An 18,621-nucleotide genomic window follows, 5' to 3' on the forward strand; every position below is an offset into this window, starting at 1 on the left:
CGCCACAAGGACGCAGGAGGTACGCGATGACGAAGGCATTCCTCACCCATCTGGAGGGCGAGCTCTCCGAATTGCGCCGGGCCGGGCTCTACAAGTCCGAGCGCGTCATCACCTCCATGCAGTCCGCCGAGATCGATGTGGCGGGCGGGGGCAGAGTGCTGAATTTCTGCGCCAACAACTATCTCGGGCTGGCCGACTCCGAAGAATTGCGCGAGGCCGCCAAGGCGGCCCTCGACCGTTACGGCTACGGCATGGCGTCGGTGCGCTTCATCTGCGGAACGCAGGAGGAGCACAAGCAGCTCGAGGCCAGGATCGCCTCCTTCCTCGGTTTCGAGGATTCCATCCTCTATTCCTCCTGCTTCGACGCCAATGGCGGGCTGTTCGAGACGCTGCTTTCGGAAGAGGATGCGATCATCTCCGACGCGCTCAACCATGCCTCGATCATCGACGGCGTGCGGCTCTCCAAGGCCAAGCGGTTCCGCTACGCGAACAACGACATGGCGGCGCTTGAAGAGGAACTGAAGAAGGCAGAGGGCTGCCGCTTCAAGATGATCGCGACCGACGGCGTCTTTTCCATGGACGGGATCATCGCCAACCTCTCCGGCGTCTGCGACCTCGCGGAAAAATACGGTGCGATGGTCATGGTCGACGACAGCCACGCCGTCGGTTTCGTGGGCAGACACGGGCGCGGCTCTGCCGAGCATTGCGGCGTCGAGGGACGTGTCGATATCATCACCGGCACGCTCGGCAAGGCGTTGGGCGGAGCGTCCGGCGGCTATACGGCAGGCCGGCGCGAGGTGGTCGAGTGGCTGCGCCAGCGCTCGCGGCCCTATCTCTTCTCCAACACGCTGATGCCGGCAATCGCGGCGGCCTCACTCAAGGTGTTCGACATCGTCGAGCACGGAGAGGCCTTGCGGGCGAAGCTGACGGCCAACGCCGAGCGGTTCCGTTCGTCGATGACGAAACTCGGCTTCCGCCTTGCCGGGGCCGACCACCCGATCATCCCGGTGATGATCGGCGACGCGGCCCTTGCCGGCGCGATGGCGGAGAAGATGCTGGAGCGCGGCATCTACGTCGTCGGGTTCTCGTTTCCCGTCGTGCCGAAGGGCCAGGCGCGGATCAGGACGCAGATGTCGGCGGCGCATAGTGCCGACGATATCGACCGAGCGGTGGAGGCGTTCGGCGAGGTGGGGAAAGAACTAGGGGTGGTGTCTTGACCTTAGGCGTGCAGTGTTGGTTTTGCGGTGAAAGAATAGATGAAACGGATAAGGAGGCTGTAGAAGTCTCTATTATGAACCTCTGGAACGATGAGGACGATGACCGACGCCAGTGCTTTCTCTTGCATTCGCTCTGTGCAGTCGATCGTCTTCAAGGTGCGACGATGATGTTCAGCCTCGATGTTTTTTCGGATCCGAATTGATTCGAAGCGACCCCCATCCCTGGAGCTTCCCCGTGTCCAACATGATGCGCGCCCTCGTCAAAGCCCGATCCGAACCCGGCATCTGGATGGAGAACGTGCCGATCCCCGAGATCGGGCCGAACGACGTGCTGATCAAGGTGAAGAAGACCGCGATCTGCGGCACCGACGTCCATATCTACAACTGGGACCAGTGGGCGCGAAAGACCGTTCCGGTGCCGATGGTCACCGGCCACGAATTCGTCGGCACCGTGGCGGATTTCGGTTCGGCGGTCACCGAATACAGGGTCGGGCAGCGCGTCTCGGGCGAGGGGCACATCGTGTGCGGGCATTGCCGAAATTGCCGGGCGGGCAGGGGGCATCTGTGCCGCAATACGCTCGGCGTCGGCGTCAACCGGCCAGGCGCGTTCGGCGAGTATCTCGCGCTGCCGCAGCACAACGTCGTCCCCATCCCCGACGACATTCCCGACGAGGTCGCGGCGATCTTCGACCCGCTCGGCAACGCCGTCCATACCGCGCTGTCCTTCGATCTCGTCGGCGAGGACGTGCTGGTCACGGGCGCCGGGCCGATCGGCATCATGGGCGCGCTGGTGGCGCAGGCAGTCGGGGCGCGCAAGGTCGTCATCACCGACATCAACCCGACCCGACTGGCGCTCGCGCGAAAACTCGGCATCCATCACGTGGTGGATGCCTCGAAGGAGAAACTCTCCGACGTGATGATGGAAGAAGGCATGCGCGAGGGCTTCGACGTCGGGCTCGAAATGTCGGGTTCGGCCGCGGCCTTCCGCGACATGATCGACACGATGAACAATGGCGGCAAGATCGCCATCCTCGGCATCGCGCCGACCGGCTTCGAGATCGACTGGAACAAGGTCATCTTCAAGATGCTGACGCTCAAGGGCATCTACGGCCGCGAGATGTTCGAGACCTGGTACAAGATGATCGCTCTCGTCCAGGGTCCGCTCGACGTTTCGGGCCTGATCACCCACCGTCTCGGCGTCGACGACTATATCGAGGGTTTCGAGGCGATGAAGAGCGGCAATTCGGGGAAGGTGGTGCTGGACTGGTGAGGTGCGGAAGCGGCACCGATGCCGGTGCATCCGGTTCAGTCCGCAAGGCCGCGCTCGAGCGCATCGAGTCCGGCAAGCAAAGCCTGCCTGTCGGATGGATTGAGCCCGGAAAGCAGACCTGTCTCGAACGCTCGCGCCAGCGGCACCATTTCCCGGTACGTCCGCTCCCCGGTCTTGGTCAGGCTGAGCCGCTCGATGCGCCGGTCGATCCGGTCGGTCTCGCGCGCGAGCCAGTTGCGTGTCTCGAGCGCGGAGACGGCGCGGCTCACCTTCGTCTTGTGCATGGCGGAATGGCGGCCGACCTCGGTCGCCGTCATCGTGCCGTATTGCCCCAGCGTGGCCAGGAGCCGCCATTCGGGCCGGGTGAGGCCGTAGCGGCCCTTGTAGATCTTCTGGAACTCGCGGCTGACGGCGTCGGCCAGCCGGTTCAGCCGGTAGGGAAGAAAATTCTCCAGTTCCAGGGTTGCCGCACTGTTTGCGCCGTGCTCCTTCTCCGCGATCATCACCGTCCCGTTTGATAGTTGCAGTTTCGACGGTTACGGATGCAACGAAACGCGGGTCCGGTCAAACGGACGATTGGGATATAGGAGCGCAACCTTGAAACTAGCGACGATCAGGAACGGAAAGCGCGACGGGAGGCTTGTGGTCGCGTCGCGCGATCTGACCCGGTGCACGGATGCATCCTTCCTCGCTCCCACGCTGCAGGCGGCGCTCGATGACTGGAAGCGGGTCTCACCGCATCTGGAGGCGCTGGCCGAGAGCCTGGAGCACGGCGCCGTTCCGTTCGAGCGCTTTCACGAGCATGACGTCTTGTCGCCGCTGCCGCGCGCCTACCAGTGGGCGGACGGCTCGGCTTACGTCAACCATGTCGAGCTCGTCCGCAAGGCGCGCAACGCCGAAATGCCCGAGACCTTCTGGACCGATCCCCTGATGTACCAGGGCGGCTCCGATTCCTTCCTGGCGCCGCGCGATCCGATCCTCATGGCCGACGAGGCCTGGGGGATCGACATGGAGGGCGAGGTCGCCGTGATCGTCGACGACGTGTCGATGGGCGCGGGTATCGAGGAGGCACGCGCGGCGATCCGGCTGGTGGTGCTGGTCAACGACGTTTCCCTGCGGGGCCTGATACCGGCCGAACTCGCCAAGGGCTTCGGCTTCTTCCAGTCCAAGCCGTCTTCGGCATTCTCGCCCGTCGCCGTCACGCCCGACGAACTCGGCGAGGCCTGGGACGGCGGCAAGCTGCATCTGCCGCTGATGGTCGATCTCAACGGAAAGCCCTTCGGCCGCGCGAATACAGGCGTCGACATGACGTTCGACTTCCCGACCCTCATCGCCCATGCGGCCAAGACGCGCCCGCTTTCGGCCGGAGCAATCATCGGTTCCGGCACGGTATCGAACAAGCTCGACGGAGGCCCCGGCAAGCCGGTCGAGCAGGGTGGCGCCGGCTATTCCTGCATTGCCGAGATCCGCACCATCGAGACGATCGACACGGGCAAGCCGGTGACCCCGTTCATGCGCTTCGGAGATACGGTCCGCATCGAGATGAAAGACGGCGCCGGGCACTCGATCTTCGGCGCGATCGAGCAGACGGTGAAGAAGTACGAGCACTGAGGCGGCGGCATTCCGCTTGTCATGATCTCGGCGCGCGCTAAGCTCGCCGGGCGACGGGCACGGGAGATGCAAATGGCGTCCGGTACATGGTTCTTCATTGCTTCCGGCATGTGGGCCGTGGCGATGATCGCTGTCTTCATCCAGGCTATCCGGCTGAGCTATCGGATCGAGGAACGCTCGCCGCAACTCCGCAACCGCACTGGCCTGCCGCGCTATGCCGCCATCCCGTTCACCGCAACGAACAGGAAGGTTGCGCAGGACGCCGAAACGCAGGCCCTGCGCCGGCGCATGATCCTGATGCTCGGGCTGAACGTTCTCGGGTTCCTGCTGCTTGCCGCCATCCTTGCCCTGACCCCGGGGGGCTGAGCGGGTGATGCTCGCCGGGCACATGCGCCGGATGGCGCGCAACAACCGCTGGTCAAACGACCGGCTCTACCGCGCCGTGCTCTCGCTGCAACCGGGCGAGTTCGAGGCGCCACGCACGAGCTTCTTCCCGTCGATCGCCGAGACGCTGAACCACGTTTTGGCTGTGGATCTCTACTATCTCGATGCGCTGAAGCAGGGCGGTGTCGGTCCTGCGGCGTTCCAGCAGTTCAACCCCTACGGGGTTGCCGCCGAGCTCGAAGCTGCCCAGCGCCGCTGGGACGAAGATTTGATTACGTTCTGCGACGGCCTGACGGATGACGACATGGAGCGCCGCGTCGTCACCGACCGCGGTGAGGCCGGTCGTTTTCCTGAGCGCATCTGCGACTTGCTCGCGCATCTCTTCATCCACGACATCCATCACCGGGGCCAGGTGCATGCGATGCTCGCCGGAACATCGGTCGAGCCGCCCCAGTTGGACGAGTTCTTCCTGGATTTCGATGTGCCCCTTAGGCGGGAAGAGATGGGGCGGCTGGGAATCTCAGAGCATCGTGAAGATCGTTAGAGCTTGCCAATTTCATGCTACTGCCTTATTTTTTGTAGGTACGCAAAATGCGGATCGTCTGGGATGACTTGAAGCGGCGAGCGAACATCGACAAGCACGGGTTCGATTTCGCAAATGTCGCGTTCTTCGATTGGGCCAATGCGGTAGTCGAAGTTTCGCCGCGGAGTCCGGCGGGTAGAAGACGTATGAAGGCGGTCGGCCGTTAGTCCGACACGGTTGCGGTGGTCATCTACGCCGAACTCGGAAGAGAGGCGATTTCCATCATCAGCTTCCGAAAGGCCAGTGCCGGGGAAAGGAGGCGCCTGAATGCCTAGAAGAAAGCTCCTCAAGGAGTTTGTCGAGGGACGTGGGTATACGCGGGCGGACTGGGATTCAGTCGACAGCCCGGAATTGACGGATGAAGAACTCGCACGCGCCGTCCCCGCGCGCGACGTTCTGCCACCGGAGTTCTTCAGGGCTCTGGATGAAGAGCGCCGCTCGCGCGGCCGCCCGCCATCCGAGAACCCGAAGAAGCAGGTGACGCTGAGACTCGACTCCGAAGTCGTCGAAAGCTTCCGGGCCGGCGGCCGCGGCTGGCAGAGCCGAATGAATGAAGCGCTGCGGAAGGCGGCGGGTCTGGCGGAGTAATGTCTCGCAAAGGCTGAAGCCTGCGTCCAGGCGCCGGCTTCACCTAGCGAGACGTTCTTGAAAACGACTACTCCGCGGCTTCCCTGCTGATCACGCCGCGACGGATCTGGTCTTCCTCGATGGACTCGAACAGCGCTCGGAAATTGCCCTCGCCGAAGCCCTCGTCGCCCTTGCGCTGGATGAACTCGAAGAAGATCGGGCCGATGACCGTCTTGGAGAAGATTTGGAGCAGGATCTTCGTCATGCCTCCGTTCACCACCCCTTCGCCGTCGATCAGGATGCCGTGCTTCTTCATCTTCTCGATCGGCTCGTCGTGGCCCTGCACGCGCTCTTTGGACATCTCGTAGTATGTCTCGGGCGGGCCGGGCATGAACTTAAGGCCGTTCGCCGCCAAACGGTCGGTGGCGTCGTAGATGCCGTCGGTGCCAACCGCGATGTGCTGGATTCCTTCGCCCTTGTATTTCCTGAGGTATTCTTCGATCTGGCTCGTGTCGTCCTTGGATTCGTTGAGCGGGATGCGGATCTTGCCGCAAGGCGAGGTGATGGCGCGGCTGACAAGCCCCGTGATGCGGCCGTCGATGTCGAAATAATGGATCTGCCTGAAGCCGAAGAGTTCGCGGTAGAAGGCCCACCACTTGTCCATGTTGCCGCGATAGACGTTATGGGTCAGGTGGTCGAGGAAATAGAAGCCGACACCTTCCGGCCTGAGATCGCGCGCGCCGAGCCATTCGAACTCCGCGTCGTAGGCGGAACCCTTGTCGCCGTACTTGTCGACGAAGTAGAGCAGCGAGCCGCCGATGCCGACGATCGCCGGCACGTCGAGCGCCTTATCGTCGTTTTCATATGGCTGCGCGCCTTTCGAAACCGCGTGCTCGAAGGCATGTTTCGCATCGACGGCGCGCCATGCCATGGACGGTGCACAGGGGCCGTGCTCTTCCACGAACCGCATGGCGTGGGAGCCGGGCTCGGCGTTCACCACGTAGTTGATGTCGCCCTGGCGCCAGACCGTGATGTCCTTCGTGCGATGCTTCGCCACCGGTGTGTAGCCCATGCGCTGGAACAGTTCCGAAAGCTTCGCGGGTTCCGGGTGGGCGAACTCGACGAACTCGAATCCGTCCGTGCCGGCGGGGTTCTCGTCCGTGATTTTCGCGGGGGGTGCGTCGTGCGGGAAAGGACCCATCATAAGCCTCCTGGAACGTGGCCGCGGCGGCGGCATTGGATGTCAACGCATCCTACGCCGTTTCGGATGCAAGAGGCTTGCAAAGCGGCCGGGCTCATGTCTTCTTGATGCACGAAACACGCACGAAGAGGCGCATAGATGCGCGAGGGTGACTAGATGGACCAGTTCGATCGCAAGATACTGTCTCTGTTGCAGGCGGATGCGCGGCTGACCAACAACGACTTGAGCGAGCGCGTGAACCTTTCGCCCTCGCAATGCTCAAGGCGCCGCCTGAGGCTCGAGGAAGAGGGTTACATCCGCGGTTACCGGGCGGTTCTGGACCGGGAGAAGATGGGTTTTCCGCTGGTCAACATCATCTCGGTCACGCTTGCCACGCACAACCGCGACAACGCCCGCCGCTTCGCCGACCTCCTGTCGCGCCTGCCCGAGGTGCAGGAGGCGCACGCCTTGACGGGGGAGATGGACTACGTCGTGAAGGTCGTCACTCCGGACTTGAAGTCCCTGTCCGAATTCGTCAACGGCGTGCTTCTGCCGCATGAATCGGTACAGCACGTGAAGACGGCCATCGTTCTGGAGACGCTGAAGGAAAACGGCGGGCTCCCGGTCTAGCCCGGCCCCCACATGGTCTCGCCCATTCGCAGACACATGTTACGAGAAAAAGCTTCCTTGGCGCTTTATTGTTACGCGTTTTTGGATCAGGATACGCCTCGACCGCTTGCCGGTTTTCGCCGATACTCGCCACGGTCGAGATCGCTGATCCAATGGGAGGAAAAGAATGAAGACCCTATCCATCAAGTCGCTGGCGCTTGCCGGCGCAGTCGCCGCCGCGTCGTGGCTTTCCAGCACCGCAGCCGGCGTCGCGCAGGAGGTGACGCTGAGACTGCACCAGTTCCTGCCGGCGCAGGCGAACGTGCCGAAGCTGGTGCTGGACAAGTGGGCCGACGACGTCGAGGCCGATTCCAACGGCCGGATCAAGGTCGAGCGCTATCCCTCGATGCAGCTCGGTGGCACGCCGCCGCAGCTGATGGACCAGGCGATCGACGGTACGGTCGACGTCGTGTGGACCGTGGTCGGCTACACGCCGGGCCGCTTCCCTCGCGCCGAAGTGTTCGAACTGCCCTTCATGATGACCAATGCCGACGCTACGTCGCGCGCCTATTGGGATCTCTTCGAGAAGGAGATGAAGGACGCCGATTTCAAGGACGTCCACATCGTCGGAACCTGGGTCCATGGCCCGGGAATGATCCATTCCAAGACCCCGGTGGCCAAGCTCGAGGACATGAATGGCCTGAAGCTGCGCGCGCCGACCCGCATCATCACGGGCCTTCTCGGCGAGCTCGGGGCGACGGCCGTGGGCCTGCCGGTGCCCGCCGTGACGGAAGCGCTCTCCAAGGGCGTCATCGACGGCGCCGTGATCCCGTGGGAAGTCACGACCGCGCTGAAGGTACCGGAACTCGTCAACAATCACACCGAGTTTGGCGGCGACCATGCGCTGTATACGACCGCGTTCGTGCTGGCGATGAACAAGGACCGCTACGAGGGCCTTCCGGATGACCTCAAGAAGGTGATCGACGACAATTCCGGGCAGGAGTTTTCCGCATTCGCGGGGAGCACCCAGGCGAGCGCCGACGGCCCGGCTCGCCAGATCGCCGTCGATCACGGCAACAACATCATCACGCTGGAGGAGGCTGAGGTCGCCCGCTGGCGGGAAGCCGCCCAGCCGGTCTATGCGAACTGGGTCAAGGAGATGGAAGCCAAAGGCATCGACGGCCAGGCGCTGATCGACGAAGCGCGCGCTCTCATCGACAAGTACACCGCCAAGTAAGGCGATTCGATCCGCATCCCGAGGGCCGGGGCAGGCAGCGATGCCTGCCCCAAGTCATGTCGGGGCACCGCGATGGGCGCGGATCGGTGATGAATCCGGTCCACGGTCCATTGCCAGCGCCTGTCGTTGCATGACAAACTTTCTTGTGCCATCCAGGATCGGTTCACGCGTAAAATTGTTATCATACATAGCAAAAATGCCGCGAATGTGCTTGTCCGGCGAACGGTCAGAAGCTAGCGTGCGCGGCCAAGAAGAAGGGTGGGGAGGTCTGGAATGAGCTTGCACGGGTTCGTCAGCGCCCTGGCGCGTCTCATGGCAATCCTCGGTGGCGTCGTGCTCGTGCTGATCACCGTGATGACCGCCGTCAGCATCGCCGGCCGCTCGATGATCTGGGCCGGGCTGGGCCCGATCCCCGGCGACTTCGAACTGGTCGAAGCCGGCACGGGCTTCGCAGTGTTCGCCTTCCTTCCGTGGTGCCAACTGAACCGCGGCCACGCGACGGTAGACCTCTTCACCAGTTACCTGCCCGAGGGCGCCAATCGCTGGATCGACCTGATCTCCGAGATGCTGATGACGATCGTCTTCATCGTCATCGCCTGGCGGCTCTGGGCAGGCATGACGGACAAGATCCGCTACGGCGAGACCACGTTCATCCTGCAGTATCCGGTCTGGTGGGGCTTCGCCGCGGCGATGGTCGGCGCCGTCGCAGTCGTGATCGTGTCCCTGTACATGACATGGATGCGCATCCAGGAAGTTCGCACCGGCCGGTCCTTCTTCGCGCCGACTAGTGGGGGCATGCATTGACCAGTCTCGACATCGGCATCGCCTCCTTCCCGATCCTGCTGATCCTGATCTTCCTGCGGCTTCCGATCGGCCTGGCCATGCTCCTGTGCGGGATGGTGGGAACATGGCTGGTGCTCGGCACATGGAACCCGATCCTGGCCAAGCTGAAGGCGGAGACCTACTCGACCTTCTCCAGCCACTCGCTCTCCATCATCCCGCTGTTCCTGCTCATGGGCCAGTTCGCCGGTCTGGGGGGCATGTCGCAATCGCTCTTCCGCGCCGCCAATACCTGGCTCGGGCACCGCAAGGGTGGCGTCGCAATGGCGGCGATCGGCGCATGCGCGGGATTCGGTGCCATCTGCGGCTCGTCGCTCGCGACGGCGGCGACGATGGCGCAGGTCGCGCTGCCGGAATTGAGGCGCTACGGCTACTCAGGCTCGCTGGCGACCGGCACGCTTGCCGCAGGCGGCACGCTCGGCATCCTCATTCCGCCGTCCGTCGTGCTGGTGATCTACGCCATCCTCGCCGAACAGAACATCGCCAAGCTCTTTCTCTCGGCGTTCGTCCCGGGCATCCTCGCGGCGATCGGCTACATGATCGCGATCTCCATCTATGTCCGCCTCTATCCCGCTTCGGCCGGCAGCAGCCCGCGCGCACCGTACAGCGAGCGCTTCAAGGCGCTCTTCGACGTATGGCCGGTGCTCGTGGTCTTCTTCCTCGTCGTGGGAGGCATCTATTTCGGCTGGTTCACGCCGACCGAGGGTGCGGCCATCGGCGCGGCCGGCACCGGTATCATCGCTCTGGTGAACGGCGGTCTCACGTGGCGCACGTTCATCGATTCGGTGCTGGCAACGGCGGTCGCGACGGCGATGATCTTCTTCATCGTCTTCGGCGCCTCGATCTACAACGGGTTCCTGGCGCTGTCGCAGGTGCCGCAGGAAATCGCCGCGATGATCGTCGAATCGGGCTTCAACCCGTGGATCGTGCTCACCGTGATCCTCATCCTCTACCTGCTGCTCGGCTGCGTGATGGACTCGCTGTCCATGATCCTGCTGACCATCCCGATCTTCTTCCCGATCGTCAGTGCACTCGACTACGGCCTCAATCCCGAGGAGTTCGCGATCTGGTTCGGCATCATCGTCCTGATCGTGGTGGAAGTCGGCCTGATCACGCCGCCGGTGGGCATGAACCTGTTCGTCATCAACTCGATGGCGAAGGATACGCCGATCTCCGCGACCTATCGCGGGGTGACGCCGTTCGTCATCACCGATCTCGTGCGCACTACGATCCTGGTGATCTTCCCGCCGATCTCGCTTTTCCTGCTGCGATGGCTCTACTGAGCCGCAATGGCCTCTGAACGCTCCGGGCCGCCGGCGAGTTCGCACATCGCCATGTGGTGCGAGAGGAAGACCTTTCCGGAGAGATGGGACAGGAAATCCGTCCGCTTCAGCGCGTCCATCACCGGACCCTTCACTTCCGACAGGTGAAGCCTGACCCCCATGTCCTTCAGGCGATGGTTGATCGCCTCGAGCGACTCCAGTGCGCTCATGTCGATCAGGTTCACCGCCGGGCAGGCGAGCACGACGTCGCGGACTTCCGCGCGTGATGCGACGAGGTCGTAGAGATAGTCCTCCAGATAGCGCGCATTGGCGAAATAGAGGCTTTCGTCGACGCGCAGCGAAATCACGCCCGGCACCGTCGCGACCTCGTGGCGAAGCACGTTCCGGTAGTGCTCCGTGCCAGGCACGCGGCCGATGACCGCCATGTGCGGCTTCGAAGTTCGGTAGAGGTGGATCAGGATGGACAGGACGACGCCGGTCACCACGCCGATCTCCACGCCGAGCGCCAGCGTCGACAGGATCGTGGCGGCGACGGCGATGAAGTCGGCCTTCGAGTAGATCCATGTCTTGCGCAGGATCGAGAGATCGATCAGCGACAGCACCGCGACGATGATGGTGGCGGCTAGCGTAGCCTGCGGCAGGTAGGCGAGCAGCGGCGTCAGGAGCAGCGTGGCCAGCGCGAGTCCGACGGCGGTGAAGGCGCCGGCCGCAGGCGTCTCGGCGCCGGCGTCGAAGTTGACGACCGATCGCGCGAAACCGCCGGTGACGGGATAACCGCCGGTGAAGGCCGCGGCGACGTTCGAGGCGCCGAGCCCGATCAGTTCCTGATCCGGATCGATGCGCTGGCGCTTTCGCGCGGCGAGGGTCTGCGCGACCGACACCGACTCGACGAAGCCGATCAACGAGATCAGCGCCGCGGGTCCGGCCAGGCTCCAGATCAGGTCCGGCGCGAAGGAAGGCATCGTCAGCGGCGGCAGCCCCTGCGGCACTCCGCCCACCAGCTTCACGCCCTTTTCACCGAGGTCGAAGGCCCATGCGGAGAGCGTGGTGACCGCCACCGCTGCGACCGGTCCAGACTTGGTCAGGACGTCGGCAACGCGCGGCCCAAGGCCCGACCGCAGCAGCAGCGGCTTCAGGCCCTTCCGGACCCAGAAGAGGAAGGCGAGGGAGGCGAGGCCGATGGCCAGCGTGATCGGATTCGTCTCACCGATCGTCTCGACGAGCGAGATGCCGAGTTCCAGAAGGCTGTGTCCTCCCGCGCCGGTTCCCAGGATGTGCTTCAGCTGGCTTGCGGCAATGATCAGGCCGGACGCGGTGATGAAGCCTGCCACGATCGGATGCGAGAGCAGATTGGCCAGGAATCCGAGACGGAAGACGCCCATCAGCAGCAGGAACAAGCCGGACAGGAATGCCAGCGTGATGGCGGCAACGACGTAGCCGGCCGTTCCCTGCTCCGCGATGCCGCCGACGGCCGCCGCCGTCATCAGCGAGACCACCGCGACGGGGCCGACGGCCAGCGCGCGGCTGGTGCCGAAAACCGCATAGGCGACCAGAGGGAGGATCGACGCATAGAGCCCTATCTCGGGAGGCAGGCCGGCGAGCAGGGCGTATGCCAGCGACTGCGGGATGAGCATGATCGTCACGATGAGGGCCGCCAGCAGGTCGTTCGCCAGCGTATCGCGATCGTAGGCGCTGCCCCACTCCAGGATCGGCAGGTAGCGCTTCAGCGTGCTCCGGTTCCGTTGCCCCGCCCGGGCCATCGTGCATCCCCTTTACTGAACAGCCATGTGCGTTCGTGCGCCCTCAAGGGCGCACGTCGGCACGTCGTGATTCTCGGTTTCGCCTTGCGGCGGCTGCCGTCAGGCGCTGGTCTGCTGCACGAGACCGTAGAGGTTCATGCAGCGCCCGCCCGTGCGGCAATAGGCGAGCACCGGCGCCCGAAGACTCTTCAGCGCCGCCGCCATATCCCGCACGTTCTGTTCGTTGATCGCACCGCTGACCACAGGAATGAAACGGAACTCCAGGCCTGCGGCCTTCGCCGCGGCTTCGACCCGGTCATGCGGGACCGCGCCATCTTCGGTATCGGGGCGGTTGCACACGATGCTCCTGAAGCCGGCATCGGCGATCGCCCGGACGTCTTCGGCGCCGATCTGGGGTGATACGGCGATGTCGTCGTTGATCTTGCGGAATTCCATTGCGCTGTCCTCGTGAGTGGTGTTCCAGGCGCCGGTGGTAAGCCTCCGGCGTCGTTGCTCAAAGTCCGTTGACGGGTACCTTCAGGAACGTCTTGCCGTCTTCGTCCCTGGGTGGCAAGCGCCCGGCGCGCATGTTGACCTGGAGCGACGGGATGATGAGCTTCGGCATCGCGAGCGTCTTGTCGCGTTCCTCGCGCATCTTGACGAACTCCTCCTCCGAGACCCCGTCGCGGACATGGATGTTGTGGGCGCGTTCGTCGGCGACCGTCGTCTCCCACTTGATGTCACGGCCGTTCGGCCCGTAATCGTGGCAGATGAAGAGCCGGGTCTCCGGCGGCAGCGACAGCACCCGCCTGATCGAGCGGTAAAGCACGTGAGCGTCGCCGCCGGGGAAGTCGGCGCGCGCCGAGCCGCCGTCGGGCATGAACAGCGTGTCGCCTACGAAGGCCGCATCGCCGATGACATGCGTCATGCAGGCAGGCGTGTGGCCGGGCGTATGCATGGCGTAGGCGGTCATGGTGCCGATGGTGTAGCTGTCGCCGTCCTTGAACAGGCGGTCGAACTGCGAGCCGTCGCGCTGGAACTCGGTGCCTTCGTTGAAGATCTTGCCGAAGGTGTCCTGCACGATGGTGATGTTCTCGCCGATGCCGAGCCTACCGCCGAGCTTCTGCTGGATGTAGGGCGCGGCCGACAGGTGGTCGGCATGGACATGCGTCTCGATGATCCATTCGAGCTTCCAGCCATTGCTTTGGATGTGCCCGATGATCTCGTCGGCATGGTCGTAGGTGATGCGGCCGGCGGCATAGTCGATGTCCATGACGGAATCGATCACCGCGCAGGCGTCGGAGGCCGGATCCTTGACGATGTAGGACACCGTGTTCGTCGCAGGATCGAAGAAGCCGCGTACGTCCGGCTTGACCGAGGTATCCGGGGTGAAGGGGAGGGAAGAGGTCATTGTGTATCTCCTTCGCTTTGTTCCGTTCAGGCCGCGGCCGGACGCGCCGCTCGCGCTTTCAATGCGCGTGCGATCATGATCCCAACGATCATCGAAGCTATGAAGATCGGGGTCTCGGGGTGACCAAGGCCAAGGGCGGGAATGGCGCCGCCGGGGCAGAAGCCGGAGATACCCCAGCCAATACCGAAGATCGCGGAGCCGCCGACGAGCTGAGCGTCGATGCCGGTGGTTCCCGGAAGCGCATACTGTGATTCGAAGACCGGTTGCCTGCGTGCTCCAAACACGATCCGATAGCCGATCGCGGTGACGAGCAGCGCCCCGCCCATGACGAAGAGCAGGCTGGGATCCCATGTGCCGGCGACATCGAAGAAGTTCAGCACCTTGGCGGGGTTCGCCATGCCCGAGATCGCGATGCCGAGCCCGAAGATGCCGCCGATCAGGAAGGCGGAAAGGACCTTCTTCATCTCAGGCCCCCACGACGTGGCGCATGACGTAGACGGTGGCGATCGAGAACGCCATGAAGACGAGCGTCGCGACGATCGAGCGCCGCGACAGGCGCGCCATGCCGCACACCCCGTGGCCGCTCGTGCAGCCCGATCCGTACGTCACGCCGATGCCGACGATCAGTCCGCCGATGACAAGGGTCGGCGTGGAAAGCGGAACCGCGAACGCGATCTCGTTGCCGGCGGCTAGCCAGGCCAGCGGAGCGACGATTGCGCCGGCCAGGAAGGCCGCGCGCCAGGCCCAGTCAGAGGGAAAGGGAGGGATGACCCCGGCCAGGATTGCCGTCATGCCGGCAATCCGGCCATGCAGCGCCATCAGGAGCACGGCGGAGAGGCCTATGAGCAGACCTCCCGAAAGCGAGAGCCAGGGGGTGAATTCGGTCATTGCGATTCCTTCATCCGGAAGGTTGCGAAACGCGTATGGTTCGCTACATATGACAAGGTATTCACATGTTCAAGGGATGTTCGAATGCAGATGGATCTCGAAAAGCTCGATGCCTCTGCCGAACAGGCAGCGGAGCTGCTGTCGGCGCTCGCCAACAAGAACCGGTTGATGATCCTGTGCAATCTGCTCAATGGCGAGATGGCGGTGCAGCCGCTGGCTGATGCCGTCGGCATGTCCCAGTCGGCGCTCTCGCAGCAGCTCGCCAAGCTGCGCCTGTCGAAGCTCGTCACGACCCGCAGGCAGGGCCGCGAGATCCATTACCGCGTCGCCTCGCAGGAGGTCGCCGAGGTGCTGCAGACGCTGTACGGGCTCTATTGCGAGCCGGCCATCCTGCGAAGCCGAGAAAGGGTGCCCGCGGAAGCCGATGCGTGATGCAGGCGCGACCTGCGGATCCTTTCAGCCCCGCTCTCGCCGACGCGAGCCATACATGACCCCTGCAAGCACCAGAATGCCTCCGGAAACGGTTGCGGCGGGCGGGATCTCACCGATCAGCAGCATGGCAAAGAAGATGGCGAACGGGATTTCCGCCGATCCGATGAGACCCGAATCGGCAGCGGAGATGAACCGGGTGCCCTCCGTCCACAGGATCAGGGCCGAGGCGAAGGTGAAGCCGAACGCGAGGACGAGCAGTCCATCGGTTATTCCAACGGCGGTCGGATCGGTGAACGCCCACGCGCAGGCGAAGACCATAAAGCCCGACAGTGCGCCCGCCCAGACGACGGGAGCGTCCCGGAATCGCCGTATCAGCACCATGTAGAGCGCCGAAAGCCAGGTCATCGCCAGCGCCAGGCCGTCACCGACGAGGTTGATCGAGCCGAGGCTGCCCGCGACGATGATCGATACGCCGCACAGGCAGACGCAGGCGGCGAGCATCGTGCGCCGGCGGACACCTTCCCGGGTCACGACATACCCGAGAAATGCAGCCGCGAAGGGAGCGGTCGCATAGATGATCGTCACGTTCGCGACGTAGGTATTCTTGAAGGCCGCGATGAAGGCGAGGCTGGCAACGGCGCCCACTGCCGCGAGCAGCAGCACGGGCGGTTTCAGGGAGAATGCTTGCCGCAGACCCGTCCCGCCCGACCTCCAGGCGACGTAGCCGGAGATCACGAAGGCGCCGACGAGACCGCGCCAGCACGCGATCGTCCACGCGTCGGCGGAGATGGACTTGGTGAGCACGCCGGTGAGACCGAAGAACGCAGCGGACGCGATCACCAGGAACGTACCCGTCCGCCAATCGCCCGCCGTTGTTTCGGTGATCGCCAAGTCTGCCTCCGGACAGCCTTTGGCGACAGTAACGCCGTCCTCCTGACAGCACAGCGTCAGGAGCGATTCCGCGTGTTTCAAGCAGCTGCGCTAAACAACCCGCCGGCCCGCGCAAGCGCGCGCATGTGGTGGTCGGTGTTGCCGAAGGCGACGTCGATCATGGTCATGCGCTTGAAGTAGTGGCCGACGGCATACTCCATCGTCATGCCGACGCCGCCGTGGATCTGAATGGCGTTCTCGCCAACGAGGCGTCCGCCCCGACCGATCTCGGCCTTGGCCGCGTGCATCGCCTTGGCGCGCTCCGCCGCGTCGTCGGAATCCGCCATCATCGTCGCGTAGAGCGTGATGGAACGTGCCTGCTCGATTGCGACATACATGTCGACGGCCTTGTGCTGGAGCACCTGGAAGGCACCGATCGGAACGCCGAACTGCTTTCGCACCTTCATGTAGTCGACGGTCAGCGCGTGCATGGCCGACATGACGCCCACGGCTTCGGCCGACAGCGCGGCGATCGCCTGGTCCACCACGCGGCGCACCAGCGGCAGCGCGTCCGACGGATCGCCATAGACCGCCTCGGCCGGAACGCGGACATTCTCCAGCGTCAGTTCGGCCGCGCGCAGCCCGTCCTGCGTGGCATAGCCGCGACGCGAGACCCCTTCCGCATTCGCATCGACCAGGAAGATGCCGATGCCGGTTTCGTCGTCCGCCTCTCCGCCGGTCCGGGCGGTAACGAAGATACGGTCGGCGCAGTCGCCGTGGAGCACGACACTCTTCGATCCCGAAAGCACCCACCCGTCGCCGTCCTTCCGTGCTGTCGTCTCGACACGGACCAGGTCGAAGCGCGAATTGCGCTCGGTATGAGCGAAGGCGAGTTTCACTGATCCGTCCGCGACCCCCGAAACGAGTTCCGATCTCTGTTCTGCTGACCCGCCCAGGCGCAGGAAGCCGCCGCCGAGGATCACGGTCGCGAAATACGGCTCCAGCGCCAGCGCTTTGCCGAGCGCTTCCATCACGATCATGGTCTCGACCGGGCCGCCGCCGATGCCGCCGTCCTCCTCCGCGAAGGGCAGCGCCATCAGGCCCATTTCGGCGTAGCGATTCCAGGCCTCCGCGCTCCAGCCTTCCGCCGACGCCATGTGGCGCTTGCGCTCCTCGAAGGCGTAGGTGTCGGCGAGCAGCCGGTCGAGCGAATCCTTGAGGATCGATTGTTCTTCGGTGAGGTCAAAGTCCATGGATGTGCCCCCGTCACTCGTCGATTTTCAGGCTGCCGGGCTCAAAGCCCCAGCACCGCCTTGGCGATAATGTTCTTCTGGATCTCGTTCGAGCCGCCATAGATCGAGACCTTGCGGAAGTTGAAGTAGTTCGGCGCGGCGCTCGGCGCGTAGTCAGGCACCTCTGAAGGCTCGTTCCAGCGGTCGTCGTGTTCGGGGATATATGGTACCGCATAGGGGCCCATGACCTCCATCAGGAGATGAGTGGTCGCCTGCTGGATCTCCGAACCCTTGATCTTCAGGATCGAGGAGGCGGGGTCGGGCCTGCCGGTGTTGCCGCGCTTGGCATCGGCCGCCACGACGCGCAACTGCGTCAATTCGAGTGCCTTGAGGTCGATCTCGATCGCGGCGAGTTTCTCGCGGAACCGCTCGTCCTCGATCAGGGGGCGCCCGCTCGACATCTCCTTGCCCGCCAGTTCCCGGATGCGGGCGATGCGCTGCTTCGACATGCCGATGCGCGCGATGTTCGTGCGCTCGTTGCCGAGCAGGAATTTTGCGTAATCCCAGCCCTTGTTCTCCTGCCCGACGAGGTTTTCGACCGGCACCTTCACGTCGGTGAGGAAGACCTCGTTGATCTCGCGGCCGCCGTCGATGGTGACGATCGGGCGCACCTCGATGCCGGGCGTCTTAATGTCGATCAGCAGGAAGGAGATCCCCTCCTGCTTCTTCGCCTTGGTGTCGGTGCGAACCAGGCAGAAGATCCAGTCGGCGTACTGCGCCAGCGTCGTCCAGGTCTTCTGGCCGTTGACGACGTAGTGATCGCCTTCGCGCACTGCGCGCGTCTTCAGCGAGGCGAGGTCGGAGCCGGCGCCCGGCTCGGAAAAGCCCTGGCACCACCAGTCGTCCAGGTTGGCGATGCGCGGCAGGAAGCGCTTCTTCTGCTCCTCCGATCCGAAGGTGTAGATGACCGGGCCGACCATGTTGACGCCGAATGGCAGGGGCTGCGGCGCCGGATACTTCTGCAACTCCTCCAGATAGATGTACTGCCGCATCGGATCCCAGCCGGTGCCGCCATATTCAACCGGCCAGTGCGGCACGCCCCATCCATGCGCGTTCAGGATGCGGGTCCAGCGCACGAAGTCATCCTTCTCCAGATGCTCGCCGTCGTCCATCTTGGTGCGGGTCTCCTCCGGCACGTTGTCGCGGAAGAATGCGCGCACCTCCTCGCGAAAGGCGCGTTCCTCGTCGGTGAAGCGAAGGTCCATGTC

The 18,621-nt window shown here is 63.9% G+C and carries 21 protein-coding genes and 1 pseudogene; 12 read left to right on the top strand and 10 right to left on the bottom strand.

Features of this window, described 5'->3' with window-relative positions; all coding sequences use genetic code 11:
* Positions 1–26 precede the first annotated feature (26 nt).
* Together ABGN05_RS03015 and tdh are read left to right on the top strand one after the other, a co-directional pair.
* Positions 27–1,217 (top strand): glycine C-acetyltransferase, encoded by a 1,191-nt coding sequence (locus ABGN05_RS03015; protein ID WP_367952506.1) that lies wholly within the window; start codon positions 27–29, stop codon positions 1,215–1,217.
* A gap of 235 nt (positions 1,218–1,452) precedes the next feature.
* Positions 1,453–2,487, top strand: a complete 1,035-nt coding sequence (gene tdh / locus ABGN05_RS03020; RefSeq protein WP_367952507.1) for an L-threonine 3-dehydrogenase — start codon at positions 1,453–1,455, stop codon at positions 2,485–2,487.
* A 35-nt stretch (positions 2,488–2,522) separates the two neighbouring features.
* Here the strand turns inward: tdh and ABGN05_RS03025 are convergent, their stop codons facing one another.
* On the bottom strand, positions 2,523–2,990 hold the full coding sequence (locus tag ABGN05_RS03025; RefSeq protein ID WP_367952508.1) for a MarR family winged helix-turn-helix transcriptional regulator: 468 nt from the start codon (positions 2,988–2,990) through the stop codon (positions 2,523–2,525).
* A gap of 94 nt (positions 2,991–3,084) precedes the next feature.
* Between ABGN05_RS03025 and ABGN05_RS03030 the strand changes: the two genes are divergently transcribed.
* The 5 genes and pseudogenes from ABGN05_RS03030 to ABGN05_RS03050 all read left to right on the top strand — a co-directional run bounded on the left by ABGN05_RS03030 (position 3,085) and on the right by ABGN05_RS03050 (position 5,653).
* On the top strand, positions 3,085–4,098 hold the full coding sequence (locus tag ABGN05_RS03030; protein WP_367952509.1) for a fumarylacetoacetate hydrolase family protein: 1,014 nt from the start codon (positions 3,085–3,087) through the stop codon (positions 4,096–4,098).
* A gap of 72 nt (positions 4,099–4,170) precedes the next feature.
* Entirely contained in the window at positions 4,171–4,464 is a 294-nt protein-coding gene (locus ABGN05_RS03035) for a hypothetical protein (protein ID WP_367952510.1), read from the top strand.
* A gap of 7 nt (positions 4,465–4,471) precedes the next feature.
* Positions 4,472–5,026: a DinB family protein gene (locus tag ABGN05_RS03040; RefSeq protein WP_373695880.1), complete on the top strand. Its 555-nt coding sequence runs from the start codon at positions 4,472–4,474 to the stop codon at positions 5,024–5,026.
* A gap of 47 nt (positions 5,027–5,073) precedes the next feature.
* A pseudogene (locus ABGN05_RS03045) lies at positions 5,074–5,340 on the top strand (BrnT family toxin).
* Positions 5,333–5,653, top strand: a complete 321-nt coding sequence (locus ABGN05_RS03050; protein ID WP_367952512.1) for a BrnA antitoxin family protein — start codon at positions 5,333–5,335, stop codon at positions 5,651–5,653. The pseudogene ABGN05_RS03045 and the gene ABGN05_RS03050 overlap by 8 nt, the downstream one beginning before the upstream one ends.
* A 67-nt stretch (positions 5,654–5,720) precedes the next feature.
* Here the strand turns inward: ABGN05_RS03050 and hppD are convergent, their stop codons facing one another.
* Complete coding sequence (gene hppD / locus ABGN05_RS03055; protein ID WP_367953133.1) at positions 5,721–6,833, bottom strand: 4-hydroxyphenylpyruvate dioxygenase; 1,113 nt, start codon at positions 6,831–6,833, stop codon at positions 5,721–5,723.
* Positions 6,834–6,989: 156 nt separating this feature from the next.
* Between hppD and ABGN05_RS03060 the strand changes: the two genes are divergently transcribed.
* From ABGN05_RS03060 to ABGN05_RS03075, 4 genes are all read left to right on the top strand, one after another.
* Positions 6,990–7,442 carry an Lrp/AsnC family transcriptional regulator gene (locus ABGN05_RS03060; RefSeq protein ID WP_367952513.1) on the top strand — a complete coding sequence of 151 codons (453 nt, stop codon included), beginning with the start codon at positions 6,990–6,992 and terminating at the stop codon, positions 7,440–7,442.
* 166 nt (positions 7,443–7,608) lie between these two features.
* A complete protein-coding gene (locus ABGN05_RS03065; RefSeq protein ID WP_367952514.1) occupies positions 7,609–8,658 on the top strand; it encodes a TRAP transporter substrate-binding protein in 1,050 nt (349 codons plus the stop codon).
* A 273-nt stretch (positions 8,659–8,931) separates the two neighbouring features.
* Positions 8,932–9,462: a TRAP transporter small permease gene (locus ABGN05_RS03070; RefSeq protein ID WP_367952515.1), complete on the top strand. Its 531-nt coding sequence runs from the start codon at positions 8,932–8,934 to the stop codon at positions 9,460–9,462.
* Positions 9,459–10,781: a TRAP transporter large permease gene (locus ABGN05_RS03075; RefSeq protein ID WP_367952516.1), complete on the top strand. Its 1,323-nt coding sequence runs from the start codon at positions 9,459–9,461 to the stop codon at positions 10,779–10,781. Before ABGN05_RS03070 ends, ABGN05_RS03075 begins: the two co-directional genes overlap by 4 nt.
* Here ABGN05_RS03075 and ABGN05_RS03080 read toward each other — a convergent pair.
* The 5 genes from ABGN05_RS03080 to ABGN05_RS03100 form a co-directional block, all read right to left on the bottom strand.
* On the bottom strand, positions 10,775–12,541 hold the full coding sequence (locus tag ABGN05_RS03080) for a SulP family inorganic anion transporter (RefSeq protein ID WP_367952517.1): 1,767 nt from the start codon (positions 12,539–12,541) through the stop codon (positions 10,775–10,777). The genes ABGN05_RS03075 and ABGN05_RS03080 overlap by 7 nt on opposite strands.
* A gap of 99 nt (positions 12,542–12,640) precedes the next feature.
* Positions 12,641–12,976, bottom strand: coding sequence for a protein tyrosine phosphatase family protein (locus ABGN05_RS03085; protein ID WP_367952518.1), 336 nt, complete (start codon positions 12,974–12,976; stop codon positions 12,641–12,643).
* A gap of 58 nt (positions 12,977–13,034) precedes the next feature.
* Positions 13,035–13,931, bottom strand: a complete 897-nt coding sequence (locus tag ABGN05_RS03090) for an MBL fold metallo-hydrolase (RefSeq protein ID WP_367952519.1) — start codon at positions 13,929–13,931, stop codon at positions 13,035–13,037.
* 26 nt (positions 13,932–13,957) lie between these two features.
* Entirely contained in the window at positions 13,958–14,395 is a 438-nt protein-coding gene (locus ABGN05_RS03095) for a DUF6691 family protein (protein ID WP_367952520.1), read from the bottom strand.
* A 1-nt stretch (position 14,396) separates the two neighbouring features.
* Positions 14,397–14,819: a YeeE/YedE family protein gene (locus tag ABGN05_RS03100; RefSeq protein ID WP_367952521.1), complete on the bottom strand. Its 423-nt coding sequence runs from the start codon at positions 14,817–14,819 to the stop codon at positions 14,397–14,399.
* Positions 14,820–14,903: 84 nt separating this feature from the next.
* On the opposite strand from ABGN05_RS03100, the gene ABGN05_RS03105 reads away from it, so the two are divergent.
* Complete coding sequence (locus tag ABGN05_RS03105) at positions 14,904–15,251, top strand: ArsR/SmtB family transcription factor (RefSeq protein ID WP_367952522.1); 348 nt, start codon at positions 14,904–14,906, stop codon at positions 15,249–15,251.
* Between the two features lie 24 nt (positions 15,252–15,275).
* On the opposite strand, the gene ABGN05_RS03110 is transcribed toward ABGN05_RS03105, so the two are convergent.
* The 3 genes from ABGN05_RS03110 to pimC form a co-directional block, all read right to left on the bottom strand.
* The gene (locus tag ABGN05_RS03110; protein ID WP_367952523.1) at positions 15,276–16,142 is read right to left on the bottom strand and encodes a DMT family transporter; all 867 of its coding nucleotides are present in this window, start codon (positions 16,140–16,142) and stop codon (positions 15,276–15,278) included.
* A gap of 77 nt (positions 16,143–16,219) precedes the next feature.
* On the bottom strand, positions 16,220–17,374 hold the full coding sequence (locus tag ABGN05_RS03115) for an acyl-CoA dehydrogenase family protein (RefSeq protein WP_367952524.1): 1,155 nt from the start codon (positions 17,372–17,374) through the stop codon (positions 16,220–16,222).
* Between the two features lie 41 nt (positions 17,375–17,415).
* Entirely contained in the window at positions 17,416–18,618 is a 1,203-nt protein-coding gene (pimC, locus tag ABGN05_RS03120) for a pimeloyl-CoA dehydrogenase large subunit (protein ID WP_367952525.1), read from the bottom strand.
* Positions 18,619–18,621 lie beyond the last annotated feature (3 nt).

It is taken from the genome of Aquibium pacificum (assembly GCF_040839445.1).
In the GTDB taxonomy this organism is placed as follows: domain Bacteria; phylum Pseudomonadota; class Alphaproteobacteria; order Rhizobiales; family Rhizobiaceae; genus Aquibium; species Aquibium pacificus.